The sequence below is a fragment of the Microbispora bryophytorum genome (genome assembly GCF_006874465.1).
Classification (GTDB): domain Bacteria; phylum Actinomycetota; class Actinomycetes; order Streptosporangiales; family Streptosporangiaceae; genus Microbispora; species Microbispora bryophytorum.
Window position 1 is genome coordinate 76558 of record NZ_VIRL01000019.1, and the last position, 18042, is coordinate 94599.

Here is an 18042-nt window from a genome sequence, read left to right on the forward strand (position 1 = left end):
GGACACCAAAGACCGGGACACGGAAGCCCGGGACACCGAAGAAGGGAACGGCCATGACCGCCACGCAGGACACCACCCAGCTCACCTCCCAGCGCACCACCCGGCTCACCTCCCAGCTCACCCCTCGGCTCACCGTGCGGCCGGCCGCACGGCGTCCCGCGCCGGGTTCGGCGGGCGCCACGAGCACGGCGGTCTCCACCGGATCGACGCGTGCGCTGCTCACCTGCGCCGTGCTCACCACGCCCGTCTTCGGGATCGTCTCGCTTACGCAGGCGTTCACCCGCGAGGGGTTCGACCTGCTCCGTCACCCGCTCAGCATGCTCAGCACCGGCGACCTCGGGTGGCTGCAGATCGGCAACTTCTGGATCACCGCCGTCCTGACGGTCGCCGGGGCGATCGGACTGCGCAGGGTCATGCGCGGCACGCCCGGAGGGACGTGGGCGCCCAGGCTGCTGCTCGTCGAGGGCGAGGGACTCGCGGCGGCCGGGGTCTTCAGCATGGACCCGGGGGACGGTTTCCCCGCCGGCACCCCGCTGGGGGCCCCGGCCGGGATGAGCTGGCACGCGATGCTGCACATGGCGGCCGGCTCGGTGGCCTTCACCGCGCTCATCGCGGCCTGCTTCGTCCTCGGCCGGCACTTCGCCCGCGCGGGGCGGGCCCGGCACGCGGTCGCCTCCCGGCTCGGCGGCCTGGCTCTCCTGCTGGGCAACGGATGGGCCATGTCCGGCGGGCGGGCCGGCTCCCTCACCCTGTGCGTCGGCGTGCTCGTCGCGATGGCCTGGGTCTCGGTGGTCGCCGCCGCCAAGCGCGCGGACCTCGGGCGACGCTGACCCGGGCGACGCTGACCTGGCCGACGTTGACCCAGGCGACGCTGACCCGCCCGACGGGGAGGCCGCGCAGAGCTCCTGGTGATTAATCACTGGGAGCTCTGCGCCGTCCGGTGATACGTTCGGCGTCGCCGTGCATCGCTGCGACCCGAGGAGGTGAGACCGATCAACGCTGTGGCAGGTCGGGGCTCCCTCCGTTTCATGGTCTAGGGAGCGCCCGCAGAAGGCATCCCGAAAGGCGTGTAACGCTTTGCGCTTCATCTCTCGGACGTCGTCGGACGGCGTCACCGAACAGCTGTTCATCCTCGGCGAGATTCCCGGTGTGTTGTGGACGCCGGAAGACGCCGCCGGGGCTCGTCCCCTGATTTTGATGGGCCACGGCGGCGGGCAGCACAAGAAGGCCCCCGGCATCGTGGCCCGCGCGCGCCGTTTCGTCACCGAGGGCGGTTTCGCGGTGGTCGCGGTCGATGCGCCCAACCACGGCGATCGGCCGAAGACCGAGGAGTTCGCCGAGGTCGTGGCCCGGTTGCGGGCCGGCATGGCCGCGGGGGAGGACGTCGCCCCGCATCTCGCCACCATGCACACGTTCCTGGCCGGCCACGCGGTCCCGGAGTGGCAGGCGGTCCTGACCGCTGTACAGGAACTCGACGTCGTCGGCGCCGGCCCTGTGGGCTACTTCGGCATGTCGATGGGCTGCGGGCTCGGTGTGCCCTTCGTCGCCGCCGAGCCCCGGGTCCGTGCGGCGGTGCTGGGCCTGCTCGGCGTGGACGGGCTGGCCGAGGCCGCCGCCCGGGTCACCGTCCCGGTGCGGTTCCTGCTCCAGTGGGACGACGACAAGGTGCCGCGGGCCCAGGGCCTGGCGCTGTTCGACGCTTTGGGGTCGGCCGACAAGACGCTGCACGCAAACCCCGGCGATCACGGGGAGATCCCCGAGTTCGAGACCGGCAGCTCGCTGCGGTTCTTCGCCCGGCACCTCGGTTAGAGCCTGTACGGCGGCCGGATCGCATCGAGCACCAAGCCGACTCACGGAACCCGAGGCACATCACCGGGGGGTGCCTAGGGCTCCGTGTGTTCGATGCACGTCGGCAGTATCAGCCGCAGTAACGCGCCGCTCTGACACGGCACGGCTTCGGCCGTCCCGCCATGAGCCTCGGCGACCTGCCGGACGATGGCCAGGCCTAGTCCGGAGCCAGGGTGCGCGCGGGCCGCGGGTGATCGGTAGAAGCGGTCGAAGACGAATTCGAGGTCGCTGTCGGGGATCCCCGGGCCGGCGTCTGCGACCTCGAGGGTGCCCGCCTTGACGCTGACCCTGACCCGGCCGCCGGACGGGCTCCATTTCACGGCGTTGTCGACGAGGTTCGCGACGGCGCGTTCCAGGGCGTCGGGGTCTCCGTGGACAAGAGTGGGCGCGCAGGCCAGCTCGAATTCGATCTGCGGCACCCGGCGCGCCGCGCGGGCCGCGACGCGCTCGGCGACGAGGTCGAGGCGGACGTCTTCGGTGTGGAACGGGGCCTGGCCGTAGCGGGCCAGGTCGACCAGGTCGTTGACCAGTGTCGTGAGTTCGGCGGCCTGGCCGACCGCTTCGGCGGCGAGCAGTGGGGCCTGCGCGTCGGCCGGGTTCTCCGACAGCAGTTCGAGGTTCACCGTCAGGCTCGTCAGCGGTGTGCGCAGTTCGTGCGAGGCGTCGGCCACCAGACGGCGCTGGGCGCCGACCGATTCGTCCAGGGCGGCGGTCATCGCCGCGAACGCCGAGCCGAGCCGGCCGATCTCGTCCCGGCCGTCGGCGGGGATCGGGATGGACAGGTCGCCGGTCGTGCGGATCAGTTCGACGGTCTCGGTGAGCTGGTGCACCGGGCGGAGGACGCGGCGTGCCGCCAGGCGTGAGGCCAGCGCCGCCAGAAGTCCGGCGGCCACCGTCGAGCCGGCGAGCAGCCAGGCGAGTTCGCGTAGCGTGGGTGCGGGATCGGATTCCGGGATGGCTGTGCGTACGAGCGTCCCCGATGATTCGGGCAGTTGGGCGGTGTAGACCCGGTAGGCGACTCCGTCGTAGACCGCGTCACGGAAGTAGGCGCCTGCGGTGCCGTCGGCGACGGCGACGTCGCGGGCGGTGAGGTCGACGAACTCCGTCGACGGCCCGACCTGGACCGGGCCCGGCACGATCTGCAGCTGGGTGCTTCCGATCCCCAGCGGAGCAGTCGGGAAGCCCGGTTCCCCGTTGGCGTCCCTGAACTTGGCCTTGATGGCCGCGGCCACGTCCGGCGCCCGGCCGGCGGCCGCGACCAGGGCGCTGTCCATCTGGCCGCGAAGGTTGGCGTTCACGGCCGGATACAGGACCACCGACACGAGCACCAGGGCGCCCGCGACCACGGAACCGCCGGCGATGGCCAGCCGGGTGCGCAGGTTCATGGCTCCTCGCGCAGGACATACCCCAGGCCGCGCACCGTCTGGATCAATCTGCCGCCGCCGTCCGCTTCGAGTTTGCTTCGCAGGTAGCTGATGTACACCCACAGCGCGTTCGACTCGGGGCCGAAGTCGTAGCCCCAGACGGACTCGAAGATCTGGGTCCGGCTCAGCACCCGGCCGGGGTTGCGCAGGAACAGCTCCAGCAGGGACAACTCCGTCTTGGTCAGATCCAGGCGCCGGCCGGCGCGCTCGGCCCTGCAGCCGCTCACGTCCAGGTCGACGTCGGCGAAGCGCAGCACCTCGGCCCTGGCGCCGCTGCGCCGGAGCAGGGCTCTGAGCCGGGCCCGCAGCTCCTCCAAGGCGAAGGGCTTGGCCAGGTAGTCGTCGGCCCCCGCGTCGAGCCCGGCGACCCGGTCGATGACCAGGTCCCGGGCCGTGAGCATCAGGATCGGCGTGTCGTGCCCGCCCTCACGTAGCGTCCGGCACACCTCCAGCCCGTTCGGTTCGGGCATGAGGACGTCGAGAACCACCGCGTCCGGGCGGAACACGCCGTGCTCGGCGAGGGCGGACGCCCCATCGGCGGCGGATGACACGTCGTAGCCGTCCCGGCGCAACGCATGCTCCAAGGACCGCCGCACAGCCGGGTCGTCGTCCACCACGAGTATCCGCATGGTCGCCCATCCTCACCCTCGATGCTGAAGTTGTGTGAGACGCGGTGGCTGTCAGCTCTGGCTCAGCGACCGCTTCAGCTCCCTCAGCGCGGCATCGAGTTGGTCGGAGCCGACCCCGAGCGAGGCGGCGATGTCACCGAAGGCCTTGGAGGTCGGACGGACTCTGCCCAACGCCACCAACGCGGCCAGAGCGGCCTTGGCCTTGGCTTGATCGACACCGAGCGCCGCGGCCACAGACGCCGCTGCGGCGTCGGTGGTGAACGGCGAGTCCTGTGGGCCGTCCAGGGCCTTTTCGTCCATGCAGCCCCGCTTGCCCTGGTCGTCACGACGCGGCGCGGGCGCGGCGACCATCGGCCCCAGAGCTTCCTGAACCTGCGAGACCGGCAGCCCCAGGTTGGCCGCGACCGCCGAGACGAAGGCCTCCGGCGTTACGTCGGCCGAGTCGGCCAGAGACGTCTTGGCCGCGACCAGCGCGGCGTCGAGCCGCTCGGTCGTCACTCCGAGTTTCGCCGCGATCGCGGCGAAATCGGCATCCGCGCCCGCCCTGGACTTCCCGTCTACCTTGACCGTCGCGGAGTCGGATTTCGCAGCGCCGGGTGTCGGGGCCGGACCGGCCGCCGCTGCCGTACCGGTCGCGGCCAGTGTGGCGAGCGTGACCGTGGCCACGACCAGCCGCGTGCGTTTCATCATCGTGATGCCTTTCGTCCGCTGAGCGCGCCGGACGAGTGCCGGCGTCGTGGGGACAACGCAAACATCGCGGCCTCTGGCGTGGTTTCAGCCACCTTTAAAGGTTCCTTAGAACGGCCACGTTCTCCCGAGCGAGCGAGCGGTCATGCCGCTGACGATAACGCCGTACGGCGAGCAGTCACCGGTATGAAGGCGGCCATGCGACGCGCGTACGCCGACGACAGCCGATCGTTGCCCCTGCTCGGCGGGTGGCCGGACGAGCCCCTCTTGCAGGACGAGCCCCTCCCGCAGGAGGGTCCGGTCTTCTGCCCGGGGTCACGCGCGGGGCAGCTCCGCGCTCACGGTGGTCGGGCCGCCGGGCGGGCTGTCCACCCGGAACCGGCCGTCCAGCGCGGCGACCCTGCGGGCCAGCCCGGACAGGCCGCCTCCGCCGGGGTCGGCGCCGCCCCGCCCGTCGTCGCGCACCCGCACGACGATCGTGTCCCCGTCCTCCAGGATCTCCACCCGGACCTGCCCCGCCGCTGCGTGCTTGGCGGCGTTCGTCACGGCCTCCCGTACGACGAAGTAGACCGCCGTCTCCGCCTCGGTGGGCGGGCGCGCGCTCAGGCCGTACGCGACCGTGACGGGTATCCCGGCCCGCTCGGCGACGGCGGACAGGGACTCGCGCAGCCCCAGCGTGTCGAGCTCGGCCGGGTAGACCCGCCAGGCGACCTCGCGCAGCTCGCGCAGGGCCTCCTGGGCCTCCTCGTGGGCCTGCTGGAGCAGGTCGTCGCGCAGTTGCGGGGTGCGCCCCCGCCGGGCCCGCCCGATCAGCACGGCGAGCGCCACCAGCCGCTGCTGCACGCCGTCGTGCAGGTCGCGCTCGATCCTGCGCCGCTCCTGGTCCACCGCGCTCACGACGCCGGCGCGGGTCCTGGCCAGCTCGTCGATGCGGCGCTCCAGCAGCTCGGTGGGGCTGGGCCCGAGGAAGCGGCGGGCGATCCGCAGCTCCAGGGCGGCGACACCCTGGATGCCCATGATGTCGAGGAAGAGCAGCACCACCGCGGACACGCCGATGTAGGCGAGCACGCCGGGAGTGGGCGGGATGCCGTCGAGGTTCTCCCCGTGGGCCCAGCCCCACACCAGCCGCACCCCCTCGCTCACCCCCAGCCACAGCAGGAAGAGCACGAGGCCGCCGAGCAGGCCGATCGGCCACCGGGCCGCGAGATACCCGGTCAGCCGCCCGGTCCCGGTGTCGAGGTCGAACCCGCCGAGCAGACCGAGCCTGCGGATCTCGACCTGGGCCAGCCGTACGGCCGCGGCTCGCAGCGCCCGTTCCCCGGCCCGTCGCGCGGCGGCGTGCGGCAGGCAGAGCAGGGCGACCGGCGCGGCCACCAGCAGGCAGGCCAGCTCGACGACCGCCGTCAGCGTGCCGATGACCAGCGCCGCCAGGGTCCTGAGGGCGCGTGCGACGTTCATCGGCTCCTTCGCGGCGGTTCGCGCCGCGCGGGACGGCAGGCGCACTCGCCCGGGAAGCGGCTGGTCAACGCGCATGGCGTCCCTGGCCGCGCCGTTCCCGCACCCGTACGGCCGCGAACCGGACGACGACGAGCACGACGGCCGCCACGACCACCTTGGACACGATCCCCATGTATTCCTCGACGAGGTGCCAGTTCTCGCCGAGCAGGTAACCCGCCAGCACGAACACGGTGTTCCAGATCAGGCTGCCGAGCGTGGTGAACAGCAGGAAGGTGCCGAGCGGCATGCGTTCCACACCGGCGGGGACCGATATCAGGCTGCGAAAGATCGGGATCATGCGCCCGAAGAACACCGTCTTCACACCATGCCGGGCGAACCACGCCTCCGCCTTCTCGATGTCGGAGATCTTGACCAGCGGCAGCCGTGCCGCGATGGCCACCGTACGCTCCCGGCCGAGCAGTGCGCCCACACAGTACAGCGCGAGCGCCCCCACGACGGAGCCCGCGGTCGTCCACAGGAGGGCGGCGACCAGGCTCATGTCCCCGCGCGCGGCGGTGAACCCGGCGAGCGGCAGGATGACCTCGCTGGGCAGCGGGGGGAACAGGTTCTCCAGAGCGATCGCGACGCCGGCGCCCGGCGCGCCCAGCCGTTCGGTGAGCTCCATCGCCCACCCGGCGATCCCTCCGATTTCCGTGATGTCCATGCGGACGACGCTAGAAGCCGGGCGACGCGGTCACCATGAGGGGCGCCGCCGGCCTCCTTCCGGTGCGCCGCATCCCGGGGGTGCGGAAAACCACAAGGAGTGGGAGAGGCGCAGCACGTGGGAAGCGCGGGAGGCGGGAGAAGCAGAGGAGGGGGGAGAAGCACAGGAGCCGAGAGAAGCCGTGCGGTTGTCCACAGCCTGTGGACAACGGCGGGTCGCTCCTGGGCGTCGCTTCGGGCAAGGGGGCGAGTGCGTCCGCCGCCCCCGGCTCAAAGGTCGTCCTTCGGCGTCTGGGTGAGCACCTGGTCGGCGGTCGCCGTCACCACCGCCGCGGCCGCCGAGATGTCCCTGACCTGCTCCGCGGGAAGATCCCGCAGCACCCTTTCCAGCGCTTCCAGATCCGCCTGGTAGGCGGCCGCCATCGCCGCCTGGGCCTTGGCTGTGCGCCCTGCCTGCTCCACCGCCTTGCCGAGGGCCCGGCCGGCGCGTTCGACCGCCCTGGCCGCCTCGATCGCCGCTTTCTCTAGGTTTCTCGCCCACTCGGGCGGCTGGTCGCTCATTGCTGTCCTCTGGTGAGGGTGGTTCCGCAGGCATGAGTCGCCCACGAAGAGTGCCGAATCAGGCCCTTATTGCCCTCCCAGCGCGCTCTACACGTCGCGGTGCCCACGCTCTCCTCAATCTCCTCATCGATCTCCTCGCCAAGGTCCTCGCCAATGTCCTCGCCAATGTCACAGAGCAGTGCGAGGGCCCCCGCGCGGCGCGCGCGGAGGCCCCGGATCATGTGCCGGCCATTGCCCGGGACCAGGACCGATCCCGGAAGAGGTCAACCGGTGAGGTCAACCGGTGAGGTCAGCCGGTGAGGTCAACCACAGTGCTCGAAGGGGCTGTCGTAGGTGGACGAGCCCGCCTTGCCTCCCCACTTCACACACTTGTCCGCCGCGGACGCTCTGACCGGTCCGGCGTAGTAGCCGTAGCCGCCGGAGTCGGTCACCCGGCTGCTGCCCTGGACCTCCAGGTAGGCGGTGGTCGCGGTGGCCGTGCCCAGCGAGGTCCTCTTCATGGTGACGACGCAGTTGTTGCCGTTGCCGGAGTTGTAGAGCAGGTAAACGGTGCCCGCCGTGCCGAGGGCGGCCGAGTCGATCACCGAGTAGCCGCTGCCGCACACCTGCTCCGGCGTGTACGGGTTCCCGGTCCCGCCGCCGCCCGTGACGTACTGCATGTACGTGTTCCAGTCCCAGTGCGGCCCGGGATCGGTGTGGTCGGACCCGGGGACCTGGGAGTGCCCCACGATGTGGGACCGGTCCTTGGGGATTCCGTACCGCGCGGCGACGGAGCGGACGAGGGCGGCCGAGGAGCGGTACATCGCGTCGGTGAACCAGGACGCGTCGTCCACGTATCCCTCGTGCTCGATGCCGATGGAGTGGTGGTTGTAGTCGGAGTTGCCGGCGTGCCAGGCCCGGTCCTTCTCCCGCACCATCTGGGTTATCGCGCCGTCGGAGGACCGTACGACGTAGTGCGCCGAGACCTGGGCGGCGGGGTTCTGGAACCAGGAGATCGTCCCGGCGTACGAGCCCTGGGTGACGTGGATGACGATGCGGTCGATCGTGTCGCTCGCCGGCCGGTCGGACACCGCGTAGTTGGCGGTGCTTGCCGCCACCCACGTCGCGCCGGGGTAGTCGACGGCCGCCGCGGCGAGCGTGCGGTTCTCCGGCTGGTCGAGGTCGCGGACGTTCGCCATGGCTCCCCGGTCCGGATTCACCGGGCGGGCGGCCACCGTGATCGTCTCGCCCGCCGGCGTTCGCGCGGTGAACCCGGCCGACAGCAGGTCGTAGACGGCGTCGGCGTACAGGCGGGCGACCTCGGGCGTGCCCGCCCCGCCGTAGCGCGCGACGGCGGTGTACCAGCGGCCGGCGTCGGCGCGGGCGGCGGCGTCCAGGCCCAGGGCGTCGGCCCCGGCCCGCAGGACGGCCGCCGCGCCCGCCACGTTGGCCGCGTCGTCGGCCTTGAGCGAGGCGACCGGCGCTCCGGTGAGCCGCGCCGCCTCCTCCAGGGTGTGCAGCGTGGGATTGGTGACCAGGTGCGCCACGCCATACCCGCCGCTCGCGCTCGGCCTGCCGTCGTGGCCGTCGAGGTGGGTCTCGGCGTAGGCGAGCGCGACGAGCAGGTCGCGGGGGACGCCGTGGGCCGCCGCCGCCCGGGTGAAGGCGCCGGCGAGCGGGCCCTCGGCGGCCGAGGCCGGCCTGGCCGGGACGAGCCCGGCCAGGCACAGCAGGAGCGTCACGACGCCGGCGGCGGTCAGGGCCGTACGCCGGGGCGCGCGGACGATCAGGGATCCGGTCATGGGGGTCAGCCGGTGCGGGTCAGCCACAGTGCTCGAAGGGGCTGTCGTAGGTGGACGAGCCCGCCTTGCCGCCCCACTTGACGCAGGTGCCCGAGGCCGAGGCGCGCACCGGTCCGGCGTAGTAGCCGTAGCTGCCGGAGTCGGTCACCCGGCTTCTGCCCTGGACCTCCAGGTAGGCGGTGGTCGCGGTGGCCGTTCCCAGTGACGTCTTCTTCATGGTGACGACGCAGTTGTTGCCGTTGCCGGAGTTGTAGAGCAGGTAGACGGTGCCCGCCGTGCCGAGGGCGGCCGAGTCGATCACCGAGTAGCCGCTGCCGCACACCTCCTGCGGAGTGTAGGGGTTGGCCGATGTGCCGCCGCAGTTGTGCGAGGTCACGGTCTGCGCGGGGTAGCCGAAGGTGACCCCGTTGAACACCGCCTTCTGGATGTTGGCGGGGTAGGACGTGTCGCTCGTGCGCACCTCGTAGTGCAGGTGCGGGGCGATGTTGTTGCCCGGCTTGCTGGTGTTGCCGACCTCGCCGATCTTCTGCCCCTGGGTGACGTGGGCCCCCGCGCTGACCGAGCGCAGGCTCAGGTGGGCGTAGTAGGTGAACCAGCCGCCGCCATGGTCGATCTTGATGAGGTTGCCGAAGCCGTTCGTCGAGCCCTGGTGGGCCGAGATGGCCACGGTGCCGGCCGCCGCGGCCACGACCGTGTCGCCGTAGTCGGCGTCGGCCGTGCTGCCGCGGTTGAAGTCGATCTCGTACGACTGGTGGGCGCTGCTGGCGCCGGAGTTGCCGGTCCACACCTGGCCGCAGGGGAACGGCATCTGGAAGTCCGGGCGCGCACCAGCCGCGGAGGCCGCCGGGGCGGTCGTGGCGCCGAACGCGAGGCCGAGGACCACCGCGAGGCCCACCGTGACAAGCGATTTAAGTCTCATGACCAAAAAGAGTCGGAATTTGCCGCACAAAAAACATCAAGAATTCGGTACAAAGGGTGGGCGAGTCATGGCGAACCGGTCCTTCGAGGAGCAACGCGGTCATGACAGTCGATCAGCCTATGTTCAGCGTCCTTGGTCCCCTGGAGGTCCGCCTGCCGGGCACGGCGCCACGGCTCGGCGGCCGCAAACCCCGCATGCTCCTGGCCACCCTCCTCCTCCACGCCGGCCACACGGTCGGCGGCGACGAACTCGCCGAGGTGCTGTGGCCGGACCACCGGCCGCGCTCGACCGCGGCCAACCTCCGCACGTACGCGAGCGCGCTGCGCGCCGAGCTCGGGCAGGCCCCGGCCCGCATCCGGGCCCTCGGGGCGGGGTACGCGATCGAGGTGCCGCCGCACGAGCTCGACCTGCTGCTGTTCGAGGAGCGGGTGGCCGCCGCGCGGGAGTGCCGGGCGCGGGGCCGGCCGGGCGAGGCGGCCGACCTGCTGGCTCGGGCGCTGGAGCTGTGGCAGGGCGTCCCGCTGTCCGACCTCCCCGGCAGCCCGCTGTGGGACCGCCGGCTCGAACGGCTCGCCCAGGCGCGGCTGCGCGCCGCCGAAGACCTGGTCGAGCTGCTCATAGCGGCCGGGGAGTACGGCGAGGCGGTCGGGGAGCTGCGGGCGCTGCTCGCCGACCATCCCTTCCGCGAGGATCTGTGGCGCAGGCTCATGCTGGCGCTGCACTGGTCGGGGCGGCAGGGCGAGGCGCTGCAGGCCTTCGCGACGGTCCGCGAACACCTCGTGACCGAACTCGGCATCGAGCCCGGCCCCGAGCTGCGCCGGGCGCACGAGGCCGTGCTCGCCGGGGAGCCGCCCCCGCGACCGTCCGCCCCGCCCGGTCTCCCCACCGAGCCCGCACGCGCCACCGCGTCCGGTCCTCCCGGCGGCGCGTCCGCGCCGCATGGCGCGCCGGTCTTCGGCCCGGCCCTGGTCGTGCCGCGTCAGCTGCCGCCCGACCTGGTGGACTTCACCGGGCGGGCCGTCGAGGTGGCGGCGCTGAGCCGGGCGCTCGCCCCCGGCGGGGTCGCCGTCGTCACCGGGCCGCCGGGCGTCGGCAAGACCGCGCTCGCGGTGCGGTGCGCGCACGCCGTCCGCGAGGCCTACCCCCACGGCCAGCTCTTCCTGTCGCTGGGCGGCACCGCCTGGTCGCCGGCCGAGCCGGGGGAGCTGCTGGCCGAGGCGTTGCGCGCGCTGGGTGCGGCCGAGCCGCTGCCGCCCACGGTGCACGAGCGCGCCGCGCTCTACCGCACCCTGCTGGCCGAACGTCCGATGCTGGTCGTGCTCGACGACGCGGCGGGCGCCGCGCAGGTGGGGCCGATGCTGCCGGGCGGCGGCAGCGCCGTCGTCGTGACCGGCAGGCGCCGCATCACCGAACTGCCCGGCGCCGCGCGGATCGACCTGGACGTCCTGCCACAGGCGGAGGCGCTGAGGCTGCTGACGGCGATCGTGGGCGGGGAGCGGCTGGAGCGGGAGCCGGAGGAGGCCGCCGCCATCGTGCGGGCCTGCGGCCGGCTGCCGCTCGCGATCCGGGTGGCCGGGGCCCGGCTCGCCGCCCGTCCCGGCTGGTCGCCTGCCGTGCTGCGGCGGCGGCTCGACGACGAGACGGCCCGGCTCGCCGAGTTGCGGGCCGGCGACCTGGAGGTGCGGGCGTCCTTCGACCGCAGCTACCGCCTGCTGCCGGACGACGCCGCGCGCACGTTCCGCGCGCTCGGCCTGCTCGGCACCCGGCCGCTGCCCGGCTGGGTGGTCGACGCCGTGCTCGACCGGCATCGCAGCGACGACGTGACCGACGTGCTGGTCGACGCCAACCTGCTGCGCCCGGTGGGGACCGACCTCCTCGGCCAGCCCCGCTACCGGCTGCCCGACCTGCTGCGCGTCGACGCCAGGGACAAGGCGGGCGGGGTGGACATGCCGGCGCTGGCGCGCGTGGTCGCGGGCTGGACGGCCGCCGCCGAACACGCCACGGCCCGCCTGCCCACCACGGTCTTCCGGCTGACCTCGCCCGCCGCCCGGCGCTGGCGGCTGCCCGAAGACGCCCTGCGCCGGGTCGCCGCCGACCCGGTCACCTGGTTCGGCGCCGAGCACGAGACCCTGGTCGAGGCCGTACGGCTGGCCGCGGAGGCGGGGCTGGCCGGCGCCGCCTGGGGCCTGGCGGCGGCGCTCGTGCCCTACTTCGACCTGCGCTGTCACCTCGGCCCCTGGGAGGAGACCCACCGGGTCGCACTGGAGGCCGCCCGCACCGCCGGAGACCGGGCGGGCGAGGCCGCGATGCTGCGGGGGCTCGGCCAGGTGGCCCTCTACCGGGACAGGTACGTCCAGGCGGCCGGCATGTTCCGCCGGTCCCGGGCGATCTTCCGCTCGCTCGGGGACGTCAGGGGCGAGGCGGTCTCGGTCTGCGGGCTGGGCGCGGCCGGCCAGTTCCGGGGCGACCAGGCCGCCGCCTCCCGGCACTTCCGCAGGGCCTTGGGGATGTTCGTGTCGCTGGACGACCGGTCGGGCGAGGCGTACGCCCGGCAGGCGCTCGGGCGCACCTGCCTGAGCGCGGGCGACCTGAACGGCGCCGCCGACTGGCTCGGCGGCGCGCTGCGCCTGGCGCGGGAGCTCGGCGACGCCCACAGGGAGGGCTGCGTGTCGCTTCAGATCGGCCGCCTGCACGACCTCGCCGGGGAGACCGGGCGGGCGATGCGGGCCCAGGGCCGGGCGCTGACGATATTCGAGGGCTTCGGCGACCGCCACTGCGCGGCGTACGCGATGCAGGGCCTGGGCGGGCTCCAGGCGGCAAGGGGCGACTGGCGGCACGGCTCGGCCCGGCTGGAGAGCTCACTGGCGATCTTCCGGCAGCTCGGCGACCGGAGCGGCGAGGCGGCCACCCGGCGGCTGCTCGGCGAGCTGCACCGCTCGTCCGGGCGTCGCGCGCTCGCCCGGGGCTACCTCCACGCGGTCACGTCCCGGCAGGTGGTGGAGGACACGGTGCCTCACACGGTGATTTCTCATGATTAGACCGTCGTGACCGGGGCATCAGAGGCGTCGTGGGTGGTGGATGGCTCTCCCGCTGGCCGGTGATCCGGCAGCTCAAGGGAGAGGACGGCAGAGGGCGGGCGGCGCGCTCGGCGCGTACGGACGCCCTGCGGCCCCGGGTCGAGGACGCCGACACCGTCGCGCGTTCCGTCTGTCCCTACTGCGCCGTGGGCTGCGGCCAGCTCGTCTACGTCAAGGACGGCAAGGTCACCCAGATCGAGGGCGACCCCGGCTCGCCGATCTCCCGCGGGCGGCTGTGCCCGAAGGGAGCGGCCAGCAAGCAGCTCGTCACCCACCCCGGCCGCCAGACCAAGGTCCTCTACCGCAGGCCGTACGGCACCGAGTGGGAGCCGCTCGACCTCGAGACCGCGATGGACATGATCGCCGACCGGGTCGTGCGGACCCGGCGCGAGACCTGGCAGCAGACGCACGAGGGGCACGAGGTCAGGAGGACTCTGGGCATCGCCGGCCTGGGCGGGGCGACGCTCGACAACGAAGAGAACTACCTGATGAAGAAGCTCTACACCGCCCTCGGCGCGATCCAGGTCGAGAACCAGGCGCGCATATGACACTCCTCCACCGTCCCCGGTCTGGGGACCAGCTTCGGGCGTGGCGGCGCGACCCAGTATCAGCAGGATCTGGCCAACGCTGACTGCATCGTCATCCAGGGCTCCAACATGGCCGAGTGCCATCCGGTGGGGTACCAGTGGGTGATGGAGGCCCGTGCGCGCGGCGCGAAGGTCTTCCACGTCGACCCGCGCTTCAGCCGCACCAGCGCGACCGTCGACAGGTATCTCGCGATCCGCGCCGGCACCGACATCGTGCTGCTCGGCGCACTGATCAACTATGTGCTGTCGAACGGGCTCGACTTCCGTGAGTACGTCCTCGCGTACACGAACGCCGCGACGCTGGTGAACGGCGACTTCCGCGACACCGAGGACCTCGACGGCCTGTTCTCCGGCTTCGACGAGGAGACCGGCAGGTACGACCCGTCGACCTGGGCGTACGAGGGCGACGTGCCCGAGGAGGAGGAGCCGGTCGAGGGCGGCGGGCACCACGCGGAGGCGGCGGGGTCCGACTCCTACGGCGCGCGCGGCGCGGGCGCGAGCGCGTCGCCGCCGAGCGACCCGACGCTGACCGACCCGCGCTGCGTCTACCAGATCCTCAAGAGGCACTACTCCCGCTACACGCCGGAGATGGTCGAGGAGCTGTGCGGAATCCCGCCGGAGCGGTTCCACGAGCTGGCCGAGGCCGTCACCGCCAACTCGGGCCGGGAGCGGACCACGGCGTGGGTCTACTCCGTCGGCTGGACGCAGCACTCGGTCGGCGTGCAGTACATCAGGGCCGCCGCGATCCTGCAGCTGCTGCTGGGCAACATGGGCAGGCCGGGCGGCGGCATCATGGCGCTGCGCGGGCACGCGAGCATCCAGGGCTCCACCGACATCCCGACGCTTTTCAACCTGCTGCCGGGATACATCGCGATGCCGCACGCCCACCGGCACGACGGCCTCGACCACTATCTGGAACAGGAGGGCGCCGACACCGGCTGGTGGGGCAACCGGCGGGCGTACGTCGTCAGCCTGCTCAAGGCGTGGTGGGGCGACGCGGCGACGGAGGACAACGACTACCGCTTCGACTACCTGCCGCGGCTCACCGGCGACCACGGCCACTACGCGACCGTGATGGGCCAGATCGACGGCACGGTCAAGGGTTACTTCGTCGTGGGCGAGAACCCGGCCGTCGGCTCGGCCAACGGCAAGGCGCAGCGCCTCGGCCTGGCCAACCTCGACTGGCTGGTGGTCCGCGACCTCATGCTGGTGGAGACCGCGACGTTCTGGAAGGACGCGCCGGAGATCGAGACGGGCGAGCTGCGGACCGGGGAGATCGGCACCGAGGTCTTCTTCCTGCCGGCCGCGAGCCACGTGGAGAAGGAGGGCACGTTCACCAACACCCAGCGGCTGCTGCAGTGGCGGGAGAAGGCCCTCGACCCGCCGGACGACTGCCGCAGCGACCTGTGGTTCTACTACCACCTCGGCAAGCGGATCAGGCAGCGGCTCGGCGACGACGAGATCGACCGGCCGGTGACGGAGCTGACCTGGGACTACCCGGAGATCGGCGCGCAGCGTGACCCCGACGCCGCGGCCGTCCTGCGCGAGATCAACGGCACCGCCGCCGACGGCCGCCCGCTGGCGTCGCTGCGCGAGCTGAAGCCCGACGGCTCGACGAGCTGCGGCTGCTGGATCTACTGCGGGGTGTACGCCGACGGGGTCAACATGGCGGCCCGGCGCACGCCGCACACCGAGCAGGGACCCGTCGCGCTCGAATGGGGCTGGGCCTGGCCGGCCAACCGGCGCATCCTCTACAACCGCGCCTCGGCCGACCCGCAGGGCCGCCCGTGGAGCGAGCGGAAGAAGTACGTCTACTGGGACGGGACCAAATGGACCGGACCCGACGTGCCGGACTTCGAGGAGGACAAGGCGCCGGACTACCGGCCACAGGAAGGGGCCAGGGCGCAGGACGCGCTGGCCGGCACCGACCCGTTCATCATGCAGTCGGACGGCAGGGGCTGGCTGTTCGTCCCGTCGGGCCTGGCCGACGGGCCGCTGCCCACGCACTACGAGCCGCACGAGTCGCCGGTGCGCAACGCGCTGTACGGACAGCAGGCCAACCCGGCCCGCCGGACCATCGACCGCCCGGAGAACCCGTACAACCCGGCGCTGTCGCCCCGGTTCCCGTACGTCTACACGACGAGCAGGCTCACCGAGCACCACACGACGGGCGCCATGAGCAGGCCCCTGCCCTACCTCGCGGAGCTGCAGCCGGAGGCGTTCTGCGAGGTGTCCCGGGAGATGGCGGAGGAGATCGGGCTGGAGAACGGCGACTGGGCGACGATCGTCACCGCGCGGGCCGCGATCGAGCTGCGCGTGCTCGTGACCGGCCGCGTACGGCCCCTGCGCCTGAACGGGAAGGTCGTCCACCAGATCGTCATGCCGTACCACTGGGGATACAGCAGCGGTGGGGTCGTCACCGGGGACGTCGTCAACGACCTGCCGTCGATCGTGCTCGACCCGAACGTCTACATCCAGGAGAGCAAGGCCGGCACCTGTGACGTCCTGCCGGGGCGGCGCCCGCGCGGCCGGGCCCTGCTCGACCTGATCGAGAGGTATCGCGATGGCTGAGCAGCGGATGGGCTTCTTCACCGACACGACCGTCTGCATCGGCTGCAAGGCCTGCGAGGTGGCCTGCAAGGAGTGGAACGACGTGCCCGACGACGGGTTCGTGTTCCGGGCCACCTCCTACGACAACACCGGCGCGCTCGGCGCGAGCACCTGGCGGCACGTGGCGTTCGTCGAGCAGGACGGCCGGTGGCTGATGTCGTCGGACGTGTGCAAGCACTGCACCAACGCCGCCTGCCTCGACGTCTGCCCCACCGGGGCGCTGTTCCGCACCGAGTTCGACACCGTCGTCGTGCAGGCCGACGTCTGCAACGGCTGCGGCTACTGCGTCCCCGCCTGCCCGTACGGGGTGATCGACCGCAGGGAGGACGACGGCCGGGCGTGGAAGTGCACGCTCTGCTACGACCGGCTGCGCGGCGGCATGGAGCCCGCCTGCGCCAAGGCGTGCCCGACGAAGTCCATCCAGTTCGGGCCGCTCGACGAGCTGCGGGAGCGGGCCGCGAAACGGGTCGAACGGCTGCACGCCGAGGGCACGACGCAGGCCCGGCTGTACGGCGCGAACCCGGACGACGGGGTGGGCGGCACGGGCGCGTTCTTCCTGCTGCTGGACGAGCCGGAGACGTACGGCCTGCCGCCGGATCCCGTGGTGACCACCCGCGACCTGCCCGCGATGTGGCGCTGGGCGGGCGGCGCGGCGCTCGCCCTGGCCGCCGGTGTGGCCGCGTGCTTCGCCGGGAGGAAGCCGTGATCGTTTCTGTGGGGAGGACCTGATGCCGAGGCGCCGGGACGAGATGGTGCCGGACGCCGAGTTCCGGTCCTACTACGGCCAGCCGGTCATCAAACAGCCCATCTGGCACGAACCCCACATGCCGGCGTACCTCTATCTGGGCGGGCTGTCCGGCGCGGCGGGCGCGATGGCGGCGGCCGCCCGCCTCACCGGGCGGGATCGGCTGGAACTGGCCGCCCGGATGACCGCCTTCGCCGGGGCGAGCGCCGGTGCGGTCTTCCTCGTGGCCGAGCTGGGCCGTCCCGAGCGCTTCCTGAACATGCTGCGCGTGTTCAAGCTCACCTCGCCGATGAGCGTCGGCTCATGGACGCTGGCCGCTCACAGCGGGCTGACCGGCGTCGCGGCGGGTTCGGCGGTGACCGGCCTGCTGACCCCGGCGGGCGACGCCGCGTCGGTGGCGAGCGGCCTGAGCGGCCTGGCGATGGCGACGTACACGGCCGTCCTTCTCGCCGACACCGCCGTGCCGTCGTGGCACGAGGGGATGCGGGAGCTGCCGTTCCTGTTCTCGGGGAGCGCGCTCGCCTCCGCGGGTGCGGCCCTGATGCTGACCACGCCCCGGGCCCAGGCCGGGCCCGCCCGCGCCGCGGCGGCGGCGGGCGCCGTGGCCGAGGTCGTCGCCGGCGGGCTGATGGAGCGCCGCCTCGGTCTCGTCGGCGAGCCGTACCGCACGGGCAGGGCGGGCAGACTCATGCGGGCCTCCCGCGTGCTCACCCTCGGCGGCGGCCTGCTCGCCACGGTCGCCGGGCGCAGCCGGGCCCTCACCGCGCTGTCCGGGCTCGCGATCACCGCCGGCGCCCTGTGCACCCGGTTCGGCGTGCTGGAGGCGGGCCGGGCCTCGGCCATGGACCCCAGGTACACCGTCGTGCCACAACGCGACCGCCTCGACGCCGGCCACCCCGCCTCCGCCCCCGGCCGCTGAAAAGGGTTCGAGAAACGATCGACGAGCTTGGTAACGTGCCGGTGACCGTGACCCGCCCGAGGAGGTGAGACCCATGAACGCAGGATCGATGTGGG

At 72.7% G+C, this 18042-nt stretch carries 14 protein-coding genes; 6 read left to right on the forward strand and 8 right to left on the reverse strand.

From position 1 onward, the window contains the following. The first annotated feature begins 53 nt into the window (after positions 1-53). Positions 54-830, forward strand: coding sequence for a DUF998 domain-containing protein (locus FLX07_RS28240; RefSeq protein ID WP_142574718.1), 777 nt, complete (start codon positions 54-56; stop codon positions 828-830). Between the two features lie 247 nt (positions 831-1077). Next, complete coding sequence (locus FLX07_RS28245; RefSeq protein WP_142574719.1) at positions 1078-1809, forward strand: dienelactone hydrolase family protein; 732 nt, start codon at positions 1078-1080, stop codon at positions 1807-1809. A gap of 74 nt (positions 1810-1883) precedes the next feature. Here FLX07_RS28245 and FLX07_RS28250 read toward each other — a convergent pair whose 3' ends face one another. The 8 genes from FLX07_RS28250 to FLX07_RS28285 all read right to left on the reverse strand — a co-directional run bounded on the left by FLX07_RS28250 (position 1884) and on the right by FLX07_RS28285 (position 10009). Continuing rightward, positions 1884-3233 carry a sensor histidine kinase gene (locus tag FLX07_RS28250; RefSeq protein WP_142574720.1) on the reverse strand — a complete coding sequence of 450 codons (1350 nt, stop codon included), beginning with the start codon at positions 3231-3233 and terminating at the stop codon, positions 1884-1886. Next, a complete protein-coding gene (locus tag FLX07_RS28255; protein ID WP_076442951.1) occupies positions 3230-3901 on the reverse strand; it encodes a response regulator transcription factor in 672 nt (223 codons plus the stop codon). The genes FLX07_RS28250 and FLX07_RS28255 overlap by 4 nt, the downstream gene beginning before the upstream one ends. 51 nt (positions 3902-3952) lie before the next feature. Then, positions 3953-4567 carry a hypothetical protein gene (locus FLX07_RS28260; protein ID WP_142574721.1) on the reverse strand — a complete coding sequence of 205 codons (615 nt, stop codon included), beginning with the start codon at positions 4565-4567 and terminating at the stop codon, positions 3953-3955. Positions 4568-4903: 336 nt separating this feature from the next. Beyond that, complete coding sequence (locus FLX07_RS28265; protein ID WP_142574722.1) at positions 4904-6046, reverse strand: sensor histidine kinase; 1143 nt, start codon at positions 6044-6046, stop codon at positions 4904-4906. 64 nt (positions 6047-6110) lie between these two features. After that, complete coding sequence (locus FLX07_RS28270) at positions 6111-6749, reverse strand: DedA family protein (protein ID WP_142574723.1); 639 nt, start codon at positions 6747-6749, stop codon at positions 6111-6113. A gap of 269 nt (positions 6750-7018) precedes the next feature. Further along, entirely contained in the window at positions 7019-7309 is a 291-nt protein-coding gene (locus FLX07_RS28275; protein WP_142574724.1) for a hypothetical protein, read from the reverse strand. A gap of 302 nt (positions 7310-7611) precedes the next feature. Next, positions 7612-9090, reverse strand: coding sequence for an N-acetylmuramoyl-L-alanine amidase (locus FLX07_RS28280; RefSeq protein WP_142574725.1), 1479 nt, complete (start codon positions 9088-9090; stop codon positions 7612-7614). Positions 9091-9109: 19 nt separating this feature from the next. Then, on the reverse strand, positions 9110-10009 hold the full coding sequence (locus FLX07_RS28285) for a M23 family metallopeptidase (RefSeq protein ID WP_142574726.1): 900 nt from the start codon (positions 10007-10009) through the stop codon (positions 9110-9112). Positions 10010-10110: 101 nt separating this feature from the next. Between FLX07_RS28285 and FLX07_RS28290 the strand changes: the two genes are divergently transcribed. From FLX07_RS28290 to nrfD, 4 genes are read left to right on the forward strand one after another with little or no spacing between them, the layout of a single operon-like run. Beyond that, positions 10111-13047, forward strand: a complete 2937-nt coding sequence (locus tag FLX07_RS28290; protein WP_142574727.1) for an AfsR/SARP family transcriptional regulator — start codon at positions 10111-10113, stop codon at positions 13045-13047. A gap of 29 nt (positions 13048-13076) precedes the next feature. Beyond that, positions 13077-16244: a formate dehydrogenase gene (gene fdh, locus FLX07_RS28300; protein WP_189105068.1), complete on the forward strand. Its 3168-nt coding sequence runs from the start codon at positions 13077-13079 to the stop codon at positions 16242-16244. Further along, positions 16237-16989 carry a 4Fe-4S dicluster domain-containing protein gene (locus FLX07_RS28305; protein WP_142574730.1) on the forward strand — a complete coding sequence of 251 codons (753 nt, stop codon included), beginning with the start codon at positions 16237-16239 and terminating at the stop codon, positions 16987-16989. Before fdh ends, FLX07_RS28305 begins: the two co-directional genes overlap by 8 nt. 22 nt (positions 16990-17011) lie before the next feature. Then, positions 17012-17947 carry an NrfD/PsrC family molybdoenzyme membrane anchor subunit gene (gene nrfD, locus FLX07_RS28310; protein WP_223854182.1) on the forward strand — a complete coding sequence of 312 codons (936 nt, stop codon included), beginning with the start codon at positions 17012-17014 and terminating at the stop codon, positions 17945-17947. Positions 17948-18042: the final 95 nt, after the last annotated feature.

What these genes read in the sequence shown, in the direction of transcription:
- FLX07_RS28240 (WP_142574718.1), top strand. Translation starts at nt 54, where the DNA reads ATGACCGCCACGCAGGACACCACCCAGCTCACCTCCCAGCGCACCACC.
- FLX07_RS28250 (WP_142574720.1), bottom strand. Translation starts at nt 3,233, where the DNA reads ATGAACCTGCGCACCCGGCTGGCCATCGCCGGCGGTTCCGTGGTCGCG.
- FLX07_RS28255 (WP_076442951.1), bottom strand. Translation starts at nt 3,901, where the DNA reads ATGCGGATACTCGTGGTGGACGACGACCCGGCTGTGCGGCGGTCCTTG.
- FLX07_RS28265 (WP_142574722.1), bottom strand. Translation starts at nt 6,046, where the DNA reads ATGAACGTCGCACGCGCCCTCAGGACCCTGGCGGCGCTGGTCATCGGC.
- FLX07_RS28270 (WP_142574723.1), bottom strand. Translation starts at nt 6,749, where the DNA reads ATGGACATCACGGAAATCGGAGGGATCGCCGGGTGGGCGATGGAGCTC.
- FLX07_RS28275 (WP_142574724.1), bottom strand. Translation starts at nt 7,309, where the DNA reads ATGAGCGACCAGCCGCCCGAGTGGGCGAGAAACCTAGAGAAAGCGGCG.
- FLX07_RS28280 (WP_142574725.1), bottom strand. Translation starts at nt 9,090, where the DNA reads ATGACCGGATCCCTGATCGTCCGCGCGCCCCGGCGTACGGCCCTGACC.
- FLX07_RS28285 (WP_142574726.1), bottom strand. Translation starts at nt 10,009, where the DNA reads ATGAGACTTAAATCGCTTGTCACGGTGGGCCTCGCGGTGGTCCTCGGC.
- FLX07_RS28290 (WP_142574727.1), top strand. Translation starts at nt 10,111, where the DNA reads ATGACAGTCGATCAGCCTATGTTCAGCGTCCTTGGTCCCCTGGAGGTC.
- FLX07_RS28305 (WP_142574730.1), top strand. Translation starts at nt 16,237, where the DNA reads ATGGCTGAGCAGCGGATGGGCTTCTTCACCGACACGACCGTCTGCATC.
- nrfD (WP_223854182.1), top strand. Translation starts at nt 17,012, where the DNA reads ATGCCGAGGCGCCGGGACGAGATGGTGCCGGACGCCGAGTTCCGGTCC.